15 protein-coding genes are annotated in these 15,720 nt (G+C 70.5%); 14 read left to right on the top strand and 1 reads right to left on the bottom strand.

Going from position 1 to position 15,720, the window contains the following annotated elements; genetic code table 11:
* Positions 1 to 81 precede the first annotated feature (81 nt).
* From VGO10_RS19070 to gatB, 6 genes are read left to right on the top strand one after another with little or no spacing between them, the layout of a single operon-like run.
* Positions 82 to 2,307 carry an ATP-dependent helicase gene (locus VGO10_RS19070; protein ID WP_327471370.1) on the top strand — a complete coding sequence of 742 codons (2,226 nt, stop codon included), beginning with the start codon at positions 82 to 84 and terminating at the stop codon, positions 2,305 to 2,307.
* A 28-nt stretch (positions 2,308 to 2,335) separates the two neighbouring features.
* Positions 2,336 to 3,202 (top strand): bifunctional methylenetetrahydrofolate dehydrogenase/methenyltetrahydrofolate cyclohydrolase FolD, encoded by an 867-nt coding sequence (gene folD, locus VGO10_RS19065; RefSeq protein WP_327471368.1) that lies wholly within the window; start codon positions 2,336 to 2,338, stop codon positions 3,200 to 3,202.
* A complete protein-coding gene (locus VGO10_RS19060) occupies positions 3,199 to 3,732 on the top strand; it encodes a hypothetical protein (protein ID WP_327471366.1) in 534 nt (177 codons plus the stop codon). Before folD ends, VGO10_RS19060 begins: the two co-directional genes overlap by 4 nt.
* A 53-nt stretch (positions 3,733 to 3,785) precedes the next feature.
* Complete coding sequence (gene gatC / locus VGO10_RS19055; RefSeq protein WP_327471364.1) at positions 3,786 to 4,070, top strand: Asp-tRNA(Asn)/Glu-tRNA(Gln) amidotransferase subunit GatC; 285 nt, start codon at positions 3,786 to 3,788, stop codon at positions 4,068 to 4,070.
* Positions 4,067 to 5,485 (top strand): Asp-tRNA(Asn)/Glu-tRNA(Gln) amidotransferase subunit GatA, encoded by a 1,419-nt coding sequence (gatA, locus tag VGO10_RS19050; protein WP_327471362.1) that lies wholly within the window; start codon positions 4,067 to 4,069, stop codon positions 5,483 to 5,485. Before gatC ends, gatA begins: the two co-directional genes overlap by 4 nt.
* A 3-nt stretch (positions 5,486 to 5,488) precedes the next feature.
* Positions 5,489 to 6,922, top strand: a complete 1,434-nt coding sequence (gene gatB / locus VGO10_RS19045; RefSeq protein ID WP_327471360.1) for an Asp-tRNA(Asn)/Glu-tRNA(Gln) amidotransferase subunit GatB — start codon at positions 5,489 to 5,491, stop codon at positions 6,920 to 6,922.
* A 15-nt stretch (positions 6,923 to 6,937) separates the two neighbouring features.
* Here gatB and VGO10_RS19040 read toward each other — a convergent pair whose 3' ends face one another.
* Positions 6,938 to 9,835: a putative bifunctional diguanylate cyclase/phosphodiesterase gene (locus tag VGO10_RS19040; protein ID WP_327471358.1), complete on the bottom strand. Its 2,898-nt coding sequence runs from the start codon at positions 9,833 to 9,835 to the stop codon at positions 6,938 to 6,940.
* 124 nt (positions 9,836 to 9,959) lie between these two features.
* On the opposite strand from VGO10_RS19040, the gene VGO10_RS19035 reads away from it, so the two are divergent.
* The 8 genes from VGO10_RS19035 to VGO10_RS19000 all read left to right on the top strand — a co-directional run bounded on the left by VGO10_RS19035 (position 9,960) and on the right by VGO10_RS19000 (position 15,684).
* A complete protein-coding gene (locus VGO10_RS19035) occupies positions 9,960 to 10,184 on the top strand; it encodes a hypothetical protein (protein ID WP_327471356.1) in 225 nt (74 codons plus the stop codon).
* Positions 10,184 to 10,888 carry a hypothetical protein gene (locus tag VGO10_RS19030; protein WP_327471354.1) on the top strand — a complete coding sequence of 235 codons (705 nt, stop codon included), beginning with the start codon at positions 10,184 to 10,186 and terminating at the stop codon, positions 10,886 to 10,888. The genes VGO10_RS19035 and VGO10_RS19030 overlap by 1 nt, the downstream gene beginning before the upstream one ends.
* A gap of 70 nt (positions 10,889 to 10,958) precedes the next feature.
* Complete coding sequence (locus tag VGO10_RS19025; RefSeq protein WP_327471352.1) at positions 10,959 to 11,135, top strand: hypothetical protein; 177 nt, start codon at positions 10,959 to 10,961, stop codon at positions 11,133 to 11,135.
* A gap of 94 nt (positions 11,136 to 11,229) precedes the next feature.
* Positions 11,230 to 11,406, top strand: coding sequence for a hypothetical protein (locus VGO10_RS19020; protein WP_327471351.1), 177 nt, complete (start codon positions 11,230 to 11,232; stop codon positions 11,404 to 11,406).
* A gap of 10 nt (positions 11,407 to 11,416) precedes the next feature.
* Entirely contained in the window at positions 11,417 to 11,698 is a 282-nt protein-coding gene (locus tag VGO10_RS19015) for a hypothetical protein (protein WP_327471350.1), read from the top strand.
* Positions 11,699 to 11,806: 108 nt separating this feature from the next.
* Positions 11,807 to 13,483 carry a biosynthetic-type acetolactate synthase large subunit gene (gene ilvB, locus VGO10_RS19010; RefSeq protein WP_327471348.1) on the top strand — a complete coding sequence of 559 codons (1,677 nt, stop codon included), beginning with the start codon at positions 11,807 to 11,809 and terminating at the stop codon, positions 13,481 to 13,483.
* A gap of 28 nt (positions 13,484 to 13,511) precedes the next feature.
* The gene (ilvN, locus tag VGO10_RS19005; RefSeq protein ID WP_349258967.1) at positions 13,512 to 14,045 is read left to right on the top strand and encodes an acetolactate synthase small subunit; all 534 of its coding nucleotides are present in this window, start codon (positions 13,512 to 13,514) and stop codon (positions 14,043 to 14,045) included.
* Between the two features lie 148 nt (positions 14,046 to 14,193).
* The gene (locus VGO10_RS19000) at positions 14,194 to 15,684 is read left to right on the top strand and encodes an isochorismate synthase (protein WP_327471343.1); all 1,491 of its coding nucleotides are present in this window, start codon (positions 14,194 to 14,196) and stop codon (positions 15,682 to 15,684) included.
* The last annotated feature ends 36 nt before the right edge of the window (positions 15,685 to 15,720 follow it).

The following is a 15,720-nucleotide window of genomic DNA, read 5'->3' as shown; positions in this document are numbered from 1 at the left end:
GGCAAGTGCGCTGTTCTTGGGGCTCCAAGCTGTGCACTTGTTAGCCCCTCAGACCGCCGCAGGCGCGCCTATCCTGCAGGTGTGCCGTCCGAAGCTCCCGCTGACCAGCGTGTCGCCGATCTCCTCGAGGGTCTCAACGCTCCTCAACGTGAGGCCGTGATGGCTGGCGACGGTCCCCTGCTCATCCTCGCGGGCGCCGGTTCGGGCAAGACGCGGGTGCTCACGCACCGCATCGCCTACCTCATTCACACGGGGCGCGCGCGGGCGGGGGAGATCCTCGCGATCACCTTCACCAACAAGGCCGCGACCGAGATGCGCGAGCGCGTCGGGCTGCTGCTCGGCCACTCCACGCGGGCGATGTGGGTCATGACCTTCCACTCGGCCTGCGCGCGCATGCTGCGCTCCGAGGCCCCGCGCCTGGGCTACACGCGCACCTTCACGATCTACGACCAGTCCGACTCGCGACGCCTGGTCAAGCGTTGCCTGGATCAGATCGACGCCGACCCCAAGCGCTTCACGCCCAACGCCGTCCAGCACCAGATCTCCGACGCCAAGAACAAGCTGCGCTCCGCCGAGGACTACGCGCAGATGGTCGAGGGCTATTTCGAGCAGACCGTCGCCGAGGCCTACAAGCTCTACGAGACCGAGCTCGTCCGGATGAACGCCATGGACTTCGACGACCTGCTCTTCCGCATGGTCAACGTCCTCGAGCTCTTCCCCGAGGTCCAGGCCCGCTACAACGCCTCCTTCCGCCACGTCCTCGTCGACGAGTACCAGGACACCAACCACGCGCAGTACAAGCTCCTGCAGCTGATCGCGGGGGAGCATCGGAACCTCGCGGTCGTCGGTGATGATGCTCAGAGTGTCTATTCGTTCAGAGGAGCTGACATCCGCAACATCCTGGACTTCCAGGATGATTTCCCGGACGCGCACGTCATCAAGTTGGAGCAGAACTACCGCTCGACGCAGACGATCCTGGATGCGTCGAACGCGGTGATCGCCCAGAACCGGGCGCAGATGCACAAGACGCTGTGGACGGATCAGGGTGCGGGTGATCCGGTGATCGTCCGTGAGCTCGATGACGAGTACGCGGAGGCGCGCTATGTGCTCGGGGAGGTCGAGCGGCTGCGCGATGAGGGCGTGTCGCTGGCCGAGATGGCGTGTCTGTACCGGACCAACGCCCAGTCGCGGGTCCTGCAGGATGCGCTCGTGCGCGCCGACGTGCCGTTCCAGATCATCGGCGGCACGAAGTTCTACGAGCGCGCCGAGGTCAAGGACGCGCTCTCGTATCTGACGCTGCTGGCGAACCCGGCGGATGCGATCTCGTTCACGCGCGTGGCCAACTCGCCCAAGCGCGGGATCGGCCAGACGTCGCTCTCGCGGGTGCTTGCACACGCCGAGAACATGGGCATCACGACCTGGGACGCCGCGCTGGACCCGGCCGGCGTGCCGGGCCTGGGCACCGCGGCGATCCGCTCCTTCGAGCGCTTCATGGCGACGATGGAGGGGCTGCGCGAGCGGGTCGCCGACAACATCCCGATGGGCGACCTCCTGGAGGCCGTCCTGCACGACACGGGCTACCTCGACGCGCTCGCCGCCGAGCGGACGATCGAGGCCCAGGGCCGGACCGAGAACCTCGAGCAGCTGGTCGAGGTCGCGCGCGAGTTCGACGGCACGCATGCCGCCGAGCAGGACCGCCTCGACGTCTTCCTGCAGGAGACCGCGCTGCGCTCGGACACCGACACGCGCGTCGACGACGGCGGCATGGTCACGCTCATGACCTTGCACAACGCCAAGGGCCTGGAGTACCCCATCATCTTCATGATCGGGATGGAGGAGGGCGTCTTCCCGCACTCGCGCTCGCTCGACGAGGGGACGCTGGAGGAGGAGCGGCGCCTCTGTTACGTCGGCATGACGCGGGCGATGCGCTCGCTGACGCTGACCCACGCGCGTCAGCGCAATGTCTTCGGCTCACGCGCCTACGGGCTGCCGAGCCGCTTCCTGGCCGAGATCCCGCCGGATCTGGTCGACCGCGAGTCCGCTCAAGGCTCGTGGGCCTCGGGTGCGGGCGCCGACCGCAGCGCTGGCATCCGCCCGCGCGCCTCGGCCTCGTGGGCCTCGATGCGCTCCGAGGCGCCGGCCGCCGCCAAGGGCGACTTCCGGACCGGTGACGACGTGCTGCACGCGGCCTTCGGCGAGGGTGTCGTCACCGCGACCGAGCCGGGTGGCGTCGTGATCATCCGCTTCGCCCGCGATGGCAGCGAGCGCAAGCTGATGGCTGAATACGCGCCCCTGGAGAAGCGCTGAGCCGGCGGCGAGAGGTAGCGTGCAGGACGTGAGCGCGGAGATCATCGACGGCAAGGCGATCGCGGCGAAGGTCCGGGAGGAGGTGGCCCGTGACGTCGAGGCGTTCACCGCGCGCACCGGTCGGCAGCCGGGCCTGGCGACGATCCTCGTCGGCGAGGATCCAGCGAGCGCGATCTACGTCGCCAACAAGCGCAAGTCGGCGGGCGAGGCCGGGATCGCGTCCTTCCATCACGAGCTGCCGGCGGACGCGACGACCGAGCAGGTCGAGGCGCTGATCGAGCAACTCAATGACGATGAGAACGTCAGCGGCATCCTCTGCCAGCTGCCGGTGCCGGATCACCTCGACGGCGTTCACCTCACCGGCTTGATCGACGCGCGCAAGGACGTCGACGGGCTGACACCGCTGAGCGCCGGCTACCTCGCGCTGGGGCGTGACGGGCTGCGGCCGTGCACGCCGGCGGGCTGCATGGTGCTGCTGGCTGAGACCGGCGTCGAACTCAGCGGCAAGCACGCCGTCGTCATCGGCCGCTCCAACCTCTTCGGCAAGCCGATGGCCCAGCTGCTGCTGGCCGCTAACGCGACGGTGACGATCGCGCACTCGCGCACCGCCGACCTGGCCGCGGTCGCGCGGACCGCCGACGTGCTCGTCGCGGCGGTCGGGCGCGACCGGATGGTCAAGGGCGACTGGATCAAGCCCGGCGCGACGGTCATCGACGTGGGAATCAACCGCTCAGAGGACGGCCTTCACGGCGACGTCGACTTCGCCGAGGCGGTCGAGGTCGCGGGCGCGATCACGCCGGTCCCCGGTGGCGTGGGGCCGATGACGATCGCGATGCTGCTGCGCAACACGCTGACGGCGGCCGAGCTGGTCGCGCGTGAGGGGGCGCCGGCGTGAACCGGTTGCGTCTTGGGGAATGGGTCGCGGCGCTCGGCGCGGTCGGCCTGTTCGTGGTGTTGTTCTTCGATTGGCTCGGCGTGTCGATCGAGTCCCTGGTGCCGGACAGCGGGAGTGGTGTGTTGAATCTCCTGAACACCCAGTCCACCGGCTCGCTCAGCGGTTGGTCGAACCTCGGCTGGTTCATGGACGTCCTGCTCTGCGTCGCGATCGTCGGCGGCCTGAGCTTGTCCTACATGACGGTCAAGCGCACCTCGCCGGCGTGGCCGGTCGGCGCCGCCGTGCTGACCGTCGGACTCGGCACCGTGATAGCCCTCGCCCTCGCGCTGCGGCTCCTCGACCTGGCCGGCGACACCCACCTTGGTCCCGTCAAGTTCGTCACCGGCGTGCAGCTGCCCGCCTACCTCGGGCTGCTCTTCACGATTCTGATCCCGCTCGGCGGCTTCCTGAGCCTCAAGGACGAGCGCACTGACTCGCCCGAGGCCCGCGTCTACACAGCGCCACCGCCGCGTCCGGCGCCCGGAAGCTGATCGCACCCAGGGGGTCCGGTGTTTCGACACCGACCCCCCTAAACTCGCGGACCGTGATCGACCGCGAGCAGGTACTCCACGTCGCCAAGCTGGCCCGCCTCGAGCTGTCTGACGACGAGGTCGGCCGGATGGCCACCGAGTTGTCCTCCGTCCTGGGCCACATCGAGACGATCAGCAAGCTGGAGCTCGACGACGTCGCGCCGACCAGCCACGTCGTCGAGGTCGCCAACGCGCTGCGCGCCGACGTCGAGACGCCCTGCCTGCCCCGCGACGTCGCGCTCGCCCAAGCGCCCGCCGTCCAGGACGACGGCTTCCTCGTCCCGAGCCCGCAAGCATGACCGACGTCACGACGCTCACCGCCAAGGAGGCGGCCGACGCCGTCGCGGCCGGCGACCTCGATGCCACCGAGCTCTTCGAGGCCTACCGCGCCAAGGCCGCGGCCGACGAGCTCAACGCCTTCACCTGGGTCGCCGACGGCGCGCCGGAGGCCAATGGTGCCGCGCAGCTCCCGCTCGGCGGCGTCCCGCTCGCGGTCAAGGACCTCTTCTGCACCGAGGGCGTCCCGAGCCAGTCGGGCTCCAAGATCCTCGAGGGCTACCTGCCGCCCTACAGCGCCTCGGTGGTCGACCGCCTCACGGCGGCCGGCGCTCCGCTGCTGGCCAAGACCAACCAGGACGAGTTCGCGATGGGCTCGTCGAACGAGAACTCAGCCTACGGCCCGGTCTTGAACCCCTGGGATCGCACGCGCGTCCCGGGCGGTTCGAGCGGTGGCAGCGCCGCCGCGGTGGCCTCCGGCGCCGCGCCGTGGGCGCTGGGCACCGACACCGGCGGCTCGATCCGCCAGCCCGCCGCGCTGACGGGCATCGTCGGCCTCAAGCCCACCTACGGCAGCGTCTCCCGCTACGGGATGATCGCCTTCGCGTCGTCGCTGGACCAGGCCGGGCCGCTGACCCGCGACGTCACCGACGCGGCGCTGCTCTACGGCCAGATGACCGGCCGCGACCCGATGGACTCCACCTCGCTGCAGCACCCCGAGGCGATCGTCATGCCGACCGCCGAGCGGCTCGACGGCCTGCGCCTCGGCGTCCCGGAGGCGATCACCGGGGAGGGCATCGAGCCCGGAGTCTTCGCCCGCTTCGAGGAGACGCTGAAGCTCGCCCAGGAGCTTGGCGCGACCGTGCAGCGCGTCGCGCTCCCGCACGCCGAGTACGGCCTCAGCGCCTACTACGTCATCGCGCCGGCCGAGGCCTCCTCGAACCTCGCGCGCTTCGACGGCGTCCGCTACGGCTTGCGCGCCGAGGCGTCCGACCTGTTGTCGATGTACACCAAGACGCGCCACGACGGCTTCGGCGACGAGGTCAAGCGCCGGATCATGTTGGGGACCTACGCGCTCTCCTCCGGCTATTACGACGCCTACTACGGCAAGGCCCAGCGGGTCCGGACCAAGATCGCCGAGGACTACAAGAACGCGTTCGAGATGGTGGACTTGGTCGTCACGCCGACGGCGCCGACCGTCGCCTTCGCGCTCGGCGCCAAGACGGCCGACCCGCTGGAGATGTACCTCAACGACCTCTTCACGGTGCCGATCTCCCTGGCCGGCATCCCGGCGATCTCGATCCCGGCGGGGTTGAGCGACAACTTGCCGGTCGGCTTCCAGATGGCCGGCCCGGCCTTCAGCGAGAACCGGATTCTCGGCGCGGCTTACGCGCTGGAGCGAGCGATCGGCTTCGACGCGACGGCGGGGAGGGTCTAGACCATGAGCGCCATCGAGTACGAGACCGTCATCGGGCTGGAGATCCACGTCCAGTTGGCGACCAAGACCAAGATGTTCTGCGGCTGTCCGCTGAGCTTCGGCGACCCGCCCAACACCCACACCTGCCCGGTCTGCCTGGCACTGCCCGGCAGCTTGCCGGTCACCAACGCCGAGGCCATTCACTATGGGTTGATGATGGGGATGGCGCTGGGCAGCGAGCTGGCGCCGCGGTCGATCTTTCACCGCAAGAACTACTTCTACCCCGACTCGCCCAAGGCCTACCAGATCAGCCAGTACGACGAGCCCCTGTGCCTCGGCGGCCGGCTGGGCGATGTGCGCATCCATCGCGTGCATCTCGAGGAGGACGCGGCCAAGCTCGTCCACGCCGGCGGCTCCGGCCGGCTGCACGGCTCCGACGCATCGGTCGTGGACTTCAACCGCGGCGGCACGCCGTTGGCCGAGATCGTCACCGAGCCCGACCTGCGCGACGCGACGGCGGCCGCCGAGTGGCTGCGGATGCTGCGCTCCACGCTGCGGGCGCTTGGGGTCAGCGACGTCAACATGGAGGAGGGCTCGCTGCGCTGCGACGCCAACATCTCCATCCGGCCCGTCGGCACGACCGAGCTGGGGACCAAGACCGAGCTCAAGAACATGAACTCGTTCCGGTTCATCGACCGCGGCATCCGCGCCGAGGCCGCCCGCCAGGAGGCGATCCTGCGCGCCGGCGGGACGGTCGAGCAGGAGACGCTGCACTTCGACCCGCGGACCGAGGCGATCACGTCGCTGCGCTCCAAGGAGGACGCGCACGACTACCGCTACTTCCCCGAGCCGGACCTGACGCCGGTCGCGATCTCCCAAGCGATGCTTGACCGTGCGAAGGCCGCGCTGCCCGAGCTGCCGCTGGCGCGCGCCGAGCGCTTCGCGCGTGACCTCGGCTTGAGCGCCGAGTCCGCCCGCCTGCTCGCGTTCCGGACCGAGTTGGGGGACTACTTCGAGGCGGCGATCGACGGCGACGGCGCCAACGCGCAGCCGATCGCCAACTGGCTGGCCAACGAGCTGCTCTCGCGTCTGGAGGCCGATGCCGATCCGGCGCAGTCCAAGGTCGCGCCCGGCGCGTTGGCCAAGTTGGTGGCCATGGTCTCCGCCAAGCAGGTCACCCAGGGCGGTGCCCGTCAGGTGCTCGACAAGCTCATCGCCGACGGCGGCGATCCGGCACAGATCGTGGAGGCCGAGGGCCTCGGCGCGGTCGGCGGCTCTGACGAGCTCGCGCCGATCGTGGAAGCCGCACTGGCCGCCAACCCCGACGTCGCCGAGAAGCTGCGCGGTGGCGACATGAAGCCGATCGGCGTCATCGTCGGCCACGTCATGCGCGAGACCAAGGGCCGCGCGGACGGCGGCGAGATCACGCGGCTGGTACGCGCGCAGCTCGGGTTGTAGAGATCTCGCGGTCGATCACGCGGCTGGTGCGCGCACAGCTCGGCCTGTAGGCCGGCGCGCGACGAGCTCCAGCGCCGCGTCCAGCGGCATCGGGCGGGCCAGCACATAGCCTTGACCGTGGGGGCAGCCGAGCGCCTTCATGGCGTTTAGCTGCGCCTCGTTCTCCATGCCCTCGGCGATGACGTCGAGCCCGAGCGCCTGGGCCATCTCGACCACTGCGCGGGCCAGCGCCGCCGCCGGGCCCGACTCGGCGGCCGGCACCACCAGCGAGCGGTCGAGCTTGAGGATGTCGACCGGGTAGCGCTGCAACGAGCCCAGCGAGGACCAGCCCGTGCCGAAGTCGTCGATGGCGATCGCGACGCCCAGCGCGCGGACGGCCGCGAGCACCTCGATCGCGCCCGGCCCGTCGACCAGCAGCGTCTCGGTGACCTCGAGCGTCAGCTGGCGCGGCTGGAGCGATGCGGCCGTCAGCGCCTCGCCGACCGCGTCGACGAGGCCCGGCGTCAGCTGCCGCGCCGAGAGGTTCACGGAGATCCGCAGCGGCCGGCCGGCCGCCTCCTGGAGGATCGCGAGCTGGCGCGTCGCCTCGGTCAGCACCCAGCCGCCGATCGGCACGATCAGCCCAGTCTCCTCGGCGACGCCGATGAACTCGTTGGGCCCGACGAGGCCGCGCGTCGGATGCTCCCAGCGCACGAGCGCCTCGAAGCCCGCGAGCTCGTCGCGATGCAGGTCGACGACCGGCTGCAGGTGCAGCAGCAGCTCGTCGCGCGCCAGCGCGTGACGCAGCTCGCCCTCGATCGCCAGGCGCTGCACGACGCGGGCGCGGAGCCCGGCGTCGAAGACCTCGTAGCGCGCGCCGCCGTGCTCCTTGGCGCGGTACATCGCGACGTCGGCGTCGCGCAGCAGCGACTCGGCGGTCGCGTCGGCGTCCTCGACGAAGACGAGGCCGGCGCTGGCGCTGATGTGCAGCTCGCGACCATCGACGACGTACGGCGCGGCGATCGTCGCCAGCAGCCGCTGCGACAGCGCCGCGACCTCGTGTGGCGCACCTCCGGCTCCGGCGCAGACGACGACGAACTCGTCGCCGCCGAGGCGCGCGGCGAGGTCGCCACGGCGGATCGTGGAGCGCAGACGATCGGCGACCGCGCACAAGAGCTCATCGCCCGCGCCATGGCCGAGGGTGTCGTTGACGACCTTGAAGCGATCGAGGTCGAGCAGCAGCACCGCGATCGTGTCGCCGCGGTCGGCGCCGGCGATCGCCTGCTCGACGTGGGCGGCGAGGTAGGAGCGGTTGGCCAGACCGGTGAGCGGATCCTCCAGCGCCTGGGTCCGGAGCTCGTCCTCGACGGCGGCGCGATCGAGCGCGGTGCCCAGGACGTTGGCGGCCGCTTCCAGGAAGCGCTCGTGGGCCGCGGCGAACGGCGGGTGCTCGGCGCCGCGGCGGGCCAGCAGCATCGCCGGCACGTTCGCGCGGCGGTCCATCCGGACGCCGAGCAGCCGGGGATCGTCGTCTGCGCCCGCGGTCCCGCCGTCGGTCAGGGCGACCTCGTCGGCGGGCAGCGCTGAGCACAGCAGCGCGGTTACCTGCTCGAGCAGCTCGGCGGGATCGTGGACCTCGAGCGCCACCCGGCTGAGGTCGACCAGCGCGCCGTTGTGGCGGGCGATGCGCCGCGCCTCGGTGACGTCCTGGACCTGGCTGAACATCTGGCGCTGCCCGTCGTCGCTCTCGACGACGGCGATCGAGATCGCGAGGTCGACGACCGTCCCGTCGGGGCGCAGCGCGCGCCGCACATAGGGCGTGGGCGTCTCGCCGGCGCGGACCGTCTCGTGCAGCTCGCGCGATGCGTCGACCTCGCTGGGGTGGATGACCTCGGCGATCGGGCGCCCGACGAGCTCCTCGGGGCTGCGGCCGAGCATCGTCGCCAGCGTCGCGTTGACGCGGATCCACGTCAGCTCCGTGCTCGACACGAAGGCCATGCCGATCGTGGCCTCCTCGAAGCCGCGCGCGAAGCGCCGCGCCTCGTGCAGCTGGCTGAGTTCTTGGAAGGTCAGCGCGGCGCGGCCGAAGGCGACGACCAGCGCGGCGATCGCCAGGCCCTCGGTGACCGCGTCGCCTGCATCGACGAAGACGAGCACGACGATCACCGACAGCACGCAGGCCATCGGCGCCAGGACGAACGCCAGCGTCCGCGCGAGGACCGGCCGTGGGGGCGGGGCGGGGCGCCAGGCGGCGACGCCGATCGCCAGCATGGTCAGCGGGTAGCAGGCGGTCGTGGCGTCCAGCGGGTCGAACGTGCCGTTGAGCACCGCGAGATCCTGGGCGATGTGGGCGACCGCGGCGAGCACCATCGCACCCGCCAGCCACAGCCACTGGCCGCCGCGGCGGCCGGCCATCGCGCAGGCCCACAGCAGCATGCTCAGCAGGATCAGGTCGCCGGTCGGCAGCGCGAGCCCGGCGACCACCTTGGCGGTCGGCTGGCTGGCGAGATCGTGGCGGACCAGCGCTGCGCAGACGGTCATCAGCGTCAGACCGCCGAGCACGCCGTCGAGGATCAGCGACAGCGTGAACGGCTGCAGCCGTGCGCGCAGCATCGCTAGCAGCGCGGCGTAGGCGAGCGGATAGAAGGAGAGCCAGCCGACCCAGGCCAGCAGCGGCGGATCGTCGGGGGCGTTGGAGGACGCGAGGGTGGCGACGGAGCCGAGACCGAAAAGCAGGATGCCAAGCCCGAGCAGCGACCATGCCCGGCGATCTTCGGCGGTCCGTCGCGCGGCGGTCAGGCAGAGCGCGGACGCGGCGGCATAGACGATCAAGGAGCCCCACCACTGCACGGCCAGATGGCCGTCGTGGCCGAGGGCAGGCAGCAGCCGCCCCGCCAGGTAGGCGAGGGCGAGTGCTGCTGCGAGCAGCGGCACGGTGACATGACGCGGGGGAAGAGGAGGGAGCAACGGCGTCCTTTGTCGCTTCATCGGCTTCTGGCACATCGGACCTGAGGGCTGGGGTTACCATCGCAATGGCAAGCGAACACTGGAGGTGGGCATGTCACGTCTCGTCCGTATGGATCGCACCGGCCACACCACGCTGGCGGAGTGGAGCGCGGGAGATCCCGCCGCTGCGGAGGCCGCCGTCGTCGCCTTCCGCGAGGAGCTCGAACGCGGCTACTTCGCGATGGTCTCCACCGGCGAGGGCCACGCCGAGCAGGTCAAGGAGCTGCCGATCGACGCCGAGCTGGTGATCTTGCGGTTGCCGATCAGCGGCGGCTGATGGCGCTCGACGCCGCGCTTCCCGAGCGTGCGGCCGTCTATTGGCGACCGCCGATGGACGGCGCGCGTCTGCGCAAGCGCGGCAGGCTCTGGACGCTCACGACCATTGCGCACGTGGTCCCGTTCGTGGCAGCGGGCGTCATCCTGTTCCTCGTCCAGCCGCTCGCGGTTGCCGTCAGCGTGGCCAGCTTGGGGCACGCGTGGATCATCCCCATGCTCTACGCGGCACGCGGCGCCAACGTCCTGCGCCCGCGCAGTCGGTCCGGTGCTGACGCGGAGCGCACGGCGGTCGGCCTACTCGGTGACCTCGTCGGCCACGACGCGCGCGAGCTCCACGCACGCACCGGCCTCGTGGTCGAGCGCGGCGCGCTCGGCGTCTGGGTCGTGGGGGAGGCGGGCGCCGTCCTGCTCACCGCGCGCGGGCGGCGGGCGACCTGCTTCTGCGTCCGCGTCGCCGACCTCGACCTCCCCAGCGCCGATCGCATCGCGCACCTGCTGCTGGCGCTGCGGGCCGATGAGGTCGGCTTTGCCACCGTGGCCAACATGGCGTTCTCGGGCGCGCGCTGGCGCGTGAGGCGCCGGCTGCCGGCGGCGATGCGGCCGGCCATCGAGTGCGCTGCGGCCTTGAGCGGGAAGGAGCCTCTGGCGAGTTCCCGCGACCGAACCTCGCCCTCTGGGCGAGCGTTCGGCCTCGACCGCGTGTAGGACCGACCGTCGAGAACTTCGGACCGTCCGGCGATGGGCAGCGCGCCCGCGGTCGCGCATCATGATGTCCATGACCACCGCTTCTGCCACACCGCTGTCGAGGATCATCCTCGTCGGCGAGCGGTCGCGGCTGGGGTCGGGCCAGGACGCGCCGGCTCTCCGCCGCTACCGCCTCGCCCGCCTGCACGTCAACGACCGCTCGTCGGGGGCCGGTCGTTACGCGCATCTCCGTCGCAGTTACGACTGACGCACCCAAGCGCATGGCGACCGCGAGCACCTGAGGGGGCGCTCGCGGTCGCCAATTCGCGCACCGCGTCGCGCACGCGACTACCCTGTGAGGCATGGACGACACCGCCGCCAAGCCTTCGATCCTGAAGCGGCTCCTCGCGCTCGTGGTCCTCGCGATCGCCGCCTGGATCCTGTTGAAGTTCGTTATCGGCCTCATCGCCGGTCTCGCGACGATCATCGTGATCGTCCTCTGCGTTGTGGCGGTCGTCTGGGCGCTGCGGGTCCTCTAGTCGGCCGACGATGGTCTACATCGTCATCGCGCTCTCCTTCGCGTTCGCCGGCGGCTTCGTCGGCAAGATCAAGGGGAGCTCGTTCGTCCTCTGGTTCATCATCTCGGGCACGTTCCCGATCATCGGGCTGGCCGCCGCGGTCCTCTACCGCTTCGACACCGACGAGCCGCGCCGGCAGTGCCCGACCTGTGGGCACATCTGCATGCTGCACGACGCGCTCTGCACCCGCTGCGGAACCGAGCTCGACTTCCCCGACGAGTCGGAGATCCTGCCGCCCGTCGCGCCTGCATAGGCAGCGCGATTCCGCGATAGACTCGGCGCTTCACCGAGCCGCCTGCCGGGCGGCTCGCTGCTGTTGTTCTCACCAAACCCTGACCTTTCACGAAAGGAGGTCAAGCGCATGCGAGCGGTCGATGCCGTGATGGAGTGCCTTAAGGCAGAGGGTGTGGACGTCGTATTCGGGTATCCGGGCGGCGCGAACCTCCCGACGTACGACGCCTTCGTGGACGCGGGGATCCGTCACGTCCTGGTGCGTCACGAGGCCGGGGGCGGCCATGCCGCCACGGGCTACGCGAAGGCGACCGGCAAGGTCGGCGTCGCGCTGGGCACCAGCGGCCCGGGCGCGACCAACCTGGTCACGCCGATCATGGACGCGATGATGGACTCGGTCCCGGTGGTCTTCATCACCGGCCAGGTCCGCACCGAGCTCTTGGGGACCGACGGCTTCCAGGAGGCCGACATCATGGGCATCACGATGCCCGCGGTGAAGCACTCGTGGATGATCCAGCACCCGCTGGAGATCCCGCGGGTGCTGCATGAGGCCTTCCACGTCGCCCGCACCGGGCGCCCCGGGCCGGTCGTCGTCGACATCCCGACCGACCTGTCGAAGGCCGACATCCCCTACGAGCCGGTCACCGAGGTCCACCTCCCGGGCTACCAGCCCACCACGGAGGGCAACGTCAAGCAGATCCGCCAGGCGGCCAAGGCGCTGGCGTCGTCGCGCCGTCCGGTGATCTACGCCGGCGGCGGGGTCATCCTCTCCGACGCGTCGGCCGAGCTGACGGAGTTCGTCCTCAGCGACCGCTTCCCGATCACCAACACGTTGAACGGGCTCGGCGGCTTTCCGGCGACGCACGACCAGTTCCTGGGCATGCTCGGCATGCACGGCACGCGCGCGGCCAACTACGCGATGGACGAGGCGGACCTGATCTGCGCGATCGGGGCGCGCTTCGACGATCGCATCACCGGCAAGCTGTCGGAGTTCGCGCCGCGGGCAAAGTTCATCCACATCGACATCGATCCGGCCGAGATCTCCAAGAACGTCCCGGCGCACATCCCGATCGTCGGCGATGCCAAGAACATCCTGGTCAAGCTCGTCAACGAGTACCGGGCGCTGGGCGCGGATCCGTCGCGGCTGGAGGAGTGGTGGCAGCGCATCGGGGGCTGGCAGGAGCGCCATCCGCTGCACTACAACGACTCCAGCGACTCGGAGATCAAGCCGCAGCGCGCCATCCAGGCGATCTACGAGGCCACCGGCGGCGACGCCATCGTGACCTCTGATGTCGGCCAGCATCAGATGTGGGCGGCGCAGTACTACAACTTCACCAAGCCGCGCCGCTGGATCAACTCGGGCGGTCTGGGGACGATGGGTTTCGGCCTGCCGGCCGCGATGGGCGCCGCCGTCGGCATGCCTGACGAGACGGTCGTCTGCATCACCGGCGACGGCTCGGTGCAGATGAACAGCCAGGAGCTGGCCACCTGCGTCCAGAACCGCATCCCGGTCAAGGTCTTGATCCTCAACAACGGCTACCTGGGCATGGTCCGCCAGTGGCAGGAGTTGTTCTGGGACAACCGCTACTCGCATGTCGACATGGGGCAGTCGCCCGATTTCGTCAAGCTTGCCGAGGCCTACGGCGCCACCGGCCTGCGCCTGACGGCCAAGGAGACGCTCGTCGACGACCTCCGCGCGGCGATCGCGACGGAGGGCCCAGTGGTCGTGGACATCCGCGTCACCCGCGAGGAGAACGTGTACCCGATGATCTCGCCCGGCGCCGCCGCGCGCGAGATGGTGGGCTAGCGCCATGGGTGATCCGGGAATCAAGGAGATGCTGAACCTCGAGGATCTCGAGGCCAGCGGCCAGACGCGCTCAGGACGCAAGCACGTCCTGACCATCTTGGTGGAGAACAAGCCGGGTGTGCTGACGCGTATCGCCGGCCTGTTCGCCCGCCGCGGGTTCAACATCGACACGCTCACCGTCGGGCCGACCGATGACGAGGACATCTCACGCGTGACGCTGACCGTCGACGGTGCGCTGCATCCGATCGATCAGGTCACCAAGCAGTTGCACAAGCTGATCAATGTCCTGAAGATCAGGGATCTGGAGCCGTCGGAGACGGTCACGCGAGAGCTGGCGCTCTTCAAGGTCGCGGTCGACGGGGTGCAGCGCGCCGAGGTCCTGCAGCTCACGGAGATCTTCCGTGGGCGGATCGTCGACGTGACGCGCCGCTCGATCATCGTCGAGATCACCGGCACGACCGACAAGATCGAGTCGTTCGAAGCGCTGCTGCGCCCGTTCGGCATGGTCGAGATGATGCGGACGGGCGAGATCGCGATCTCGCGCGGCCGGGGCGAGACGTGACGGGCCTCGCCTAGAGGCTCGGCCGCCTCGTCTCGCCCTTGCGCGAACTCGCCAGAGGCTCCTTCGCGCGGGGCATGGGCGGGATGGCTTGCGCTCTGTGACGGACCTCGCTTCGGCGGGTCCGTCGCCGTTCGTAGACTGCAACTTCATGGCTTCGGTCCTCACCGCCTCCGGGGGCTTCGCGCTGTCGGCCGCCGATCGCGAGCGGCTGGCGCGGCGGGTGAGCGCGGCGCTGCGGCGCGCGCGCCGGCACGGTGAGGCGCTGGCGGCGATCACACTGCGCCTTGATGGGGGGGTTGATCCGAGCGCGGTGGTGGGGGCGTCGCGGCGGCCTTTGGAATCCGCCCCGTCGCTGGGTGCCGGTGCGCAAGCGCCTGGGCAGCCCGGCGACGCGTGGTTCTGCTTCGAGCAGCCCGACCGCGACCGCGCTGCGCTGGGAGCGTTGGGGACCGCGGCGGCACTGGAGGCGTCCGGGCCCGATCGCTTCAAGTTGGTGGCCAAGCGCTGGCGCGAGCTGGCCTCACACGCGGCGTGCGATCCGCCGGACGGACCGCGCGGCTGCGGGCCGATCGCGGTCGGCGGCTTCGCCTTCGCGCCGGAGGGCGGGAGGGCGCCGCACTGGGCCGGCTACGCGGCGGCGTCGCTGCACGTGCCCGAGGTCTCGCTGGTGCGTCGTGGCGAGGACGTGCGGCTGACGTTCTGCGTGCTGGCCTGTCCAGACGACACGGTCGAGGATCTCGTGGCGCGCGTCGAGCTGCGGGCATCGGAGCTGCGCTTTGGTGTCGGCCTGCCGCTGCTCGATCCGGACCCGGCCGGCCGCTACCGCGTGGTGTCGGCGATGCCGCCCGAGCACTACGAGCAGGCCGTCGCGCGCGGGGTCGAGCGGATCGTCGCGGGGGACCTGGAGAAGCTCGTGCTCGCGCGCGAGGTTCAGGTGCACGCGCCGGTCGACCACGACCCGGCTGCCGTGCTCGGCGTCCTGCGTGAGGCGTTTCCGTCCTGTCACCTAGTCTGCGCGGGTCGCGGGGACGCGGCGTTTGTCGCGGCGTCGCCCGAGCTGCTGATCCGCCGCGAAGGCGAGCGCGCGGCGACGCTGGCGCTTGCGGGCTCGACCCGCCGCAGCGCCGACCCAGCGGTCGACGATCACCTTGGCGAGCGCCTGCTGCGTTCGACCAAAGACCGCGAGGAGCAGGCGATCGTGGTCCGGCGCATCGCGCGGACGTTGCGGCCGGTCGCCGTCTGGGTCACCGCGCCGGAGGAGCCCGAGCTGGTCAAGATGACCAACATCCAGCACTTGGGCACGCCGATCCGCGCGCAGCTTGCGCGGTCGGTCAGCGCCATCGAACTGGCGGGGCTGTTGCACCCGACGCCAGCGGTTGGCGGTGAGCCGTTGTCGGTGGCCGCGCCACTGATCCCGGCGTTGGAGGGGTTCGATCGGGGGTGGTACGCGGGGCCGGTGGGGTGGACGGACCTCGACGAGGACGGGGAGTTCGTGGTGGCCTTGCGCTGTGCGTTGCTGCGCGGCCCGATCGCGAGGTGTTACGCGGGTGTGGGGGTTGTGCGCGACTCTGATCCGGCGGCGGAGCTGGCGGAGACGGAGGTCAAGTTGCAGGCGTTGTTGCCGGTGTTGGCGGGCTGAAGTCGGGCCCGTGGCGCCGTTGGTCGTCCGCGGGTG

Source organism: Baekduia sp., from assembly GCF_035996765.1.
Classification (GTDB): domain Bacteria; phylum Actinomycetota; class Thermoleophilia; order Solirubrobacterales; family Solirubrobacteraceae; genus Baekduia.
This window is presented reverse-complemented; position numbering and strand designations above follow the sequence as displayed.